Genomic DNA, 1,973 nt, shown 5'->3' on the forward strand with positions numbered 1-1,973 from the left:
AGGGTATTGCGACACATGACCCCGCAGATGGTTGCTGGGTTGAAGGCATTTACCAATAGCTCCATGTAGCGCTGTAGGTTCCCCGACTGTTGCAGCCATTCTAAATAGCGGGAAATGGGCATGTTGTTCAAGGCTAGTAGGCGATCGAAGGTGATGCCGTGCTGTCGCTGTAGGTAGGTCTTCCATTCCTGTTCTAGAGAATGTTGATGGCTAGCTAAAAATGCACCCACTGGATTCATCATCAGGGTTAGCCGTCGCTGGGGGTCACCCTGTCCGTAGCCCACTGCATTTAACCGCCGCAGGGCTTGCAGCGATTGTTCAAAAGCACCAGCACCCCGTTGGGCATCGGTATTGCGTTGACGATAGTGGGGCAGAGAACAGACCAACTCTACACCTTGATCCGCTAACCACCTGGGCAAATCCTCCATAGGTGGCAACAGCAATACAGTCAGGTTACAGCGATCGATCACATGCTTTCCCCTAGCAACACATTGCTCAACCAAGTAGCAAAAATGAGGATTCAACTCTGGAGCACCCCCAGTAATATCTACGGTGTGGGCATTGGTCTGGTCTAGCGCTTGCAGACAGAGATCAATGGTCTCGCGGCTCATGATTTCACGGCGATCGGGGCCAGCATCCACGTGGCAATGGCGGCAGGTCATATTGCACAACTTACCCAGGTTGATTTGGAAAATTTCTAGCTGAGCAGGAACAAGCGATCGCCAGCCATGGGCTGCTAGGGTATCAGCAAACTGTCCCTGGTATGGTGTGTGGGTCAAGTCTAGGGCAGTCAATGCCAGTCGTTGCTGGTGAGGTGCAGCTAAGGGAGACTGGCGGCGTAAAAGAGAAGTTGTTGGTTTTGGACCAGCCGCGGGGTTATCAAGGTCTATGGCTGAAATAGCAGACTGGCCGTTAAATTCAAGCATCAATCGTCAACAATACCTTAGGCTAAATAGTGATTTTTCTATGGATACCATGGCCAGGATAAATTCGAGGTGAGTATTTCCTGAAGATTTGATCAGTCGCCCATTCTCTAGTTACTCATTCTCCAGAGGTCACCGTCTAGCCTCTAAAACTCTCCTAAAATCCATTCCGAAGCCCGCTCACCTAAGTCAATAGGAATGGTTACAGCTTTGCCTAGTCGAGGACGCTCGCGGGTGACAGCGATAAATTCCTTCACCTGATTAACGCTGTTCCATGCCACTAGATAATTGGCAACCTCATCCAAATGGGCCAAATATTCCACTTCACTCATGGGAAATGACACCTGCTCTAGGTACTTCCACATAATCTGCATCACAACTTTGCCCTGAACCCGTCGCAGTTGGACATCGTAGGAATACCCCCACTTTTCTACTAGCAGTTGATGCAGTTCTTGCCCGGTCATACCTACCCCGTCATTAACAGTTGCCAGGATTGATTGGGATACGTGGTCAACGATCGTAACGAGTAATGTAATAATAATTAAAGCCTATTAACCTTACTCTGGAAACGTAAATCTGGGAACATAGCTTTGGAAGCTTTTTGAGGCTTTGCGGTAGGCCAGTGACACTGGTTGCTGTGACTACGATCGTTCCAGAGAACGATGACTACTATTCTCACAACTGTACAAGTTCGTTGTACGGATTTTATTTTGTCCTTATCTCGTTAAATAGTTGTAATACACCGTAAACCTTATGGCTCAACTCTCTAGCTCCGCAGACGTGCCCGATTTGGGACGGCGGCAATTTATGAATTTGCTCACCTTTGGTGCTGCGTCTGGTGTAGCACTAGGGATGCTATACCCCATCGTGAAATACTTCATTCCCCCCTCTAGTGGTGGCGTAGGTGGCGGTGTCACAGCTAAAGATGCGTTGGGTAACGACATTATCGTTAGCAAGTTTCTAGCGGCCCACAAGCCTGGTGAGCGTGTCCTTGCCCAAGGCTTGAAAGGTGACCCTACCTATCTAGTAGTGCAAGATGGTGGACTAGCT

3 protein-coding genes are annotated in these 1,973 nt (G+C 49.1%); 1 reads left to right on the forward strand and 2 read right to left on the reverse strand.

The genetic code is table 11. The features are described 5' to 3' along the window. Both arsS and NZ772_18110 read right to left on the reverse strand, forming a co-directional pair. Positions 1–926: arsenosugar biosynthesis radical SAM protein ArsS (gene arsS, locus NZ772_18105; GenBank protein MCS6815469.1), on the reverse strand; the 926-nt coding region annotated here is incomplete at its 3' end. Between the two features lie 143 nt (positions 927–1,069). Further along, complete coding sequence (locus NZ772_18110; GenBank protein ID MCS6815470.1) at positions 1,070–1,387, reverse strand: DUF3067 family protein; 318 nt, start codon at positions 1,385–1,387, stop codon at positions 1,070–1,072. Between the two features lie 289 nt (positions 1,388–1,676). On the opposite strand from NZ772_18110, the gene NZ772_18115 reads away from it, so the two are divergent. Further along, the coding region (locus NZ772_18115) for a cytochrome b6-f complex iron-sulfur subunit (protein ID MCS6815471.1) at positions 1,677–1,973 on the forward strand (297 nt) is incomplete at its 3' end.

The organism is Cyanobacteriota bacterium, assembly GCA_025054735.1.
Taxonomy (GTDB): Bacteria; Cyanobacteriota; Cyanobacteriia; order SKYG9; family SKYG9; genus SKYG9.

Bases quoted from the DNA above. Each gene is read 5' to 3' on its own strand.
- NZ772_18110 (MCS6815470.1), bottom strand. From the start codon at position 1,387: ATGACCGGGCAAGAACTGCATCAACTGCTAGTAGAAAAGTGGGGGTAT.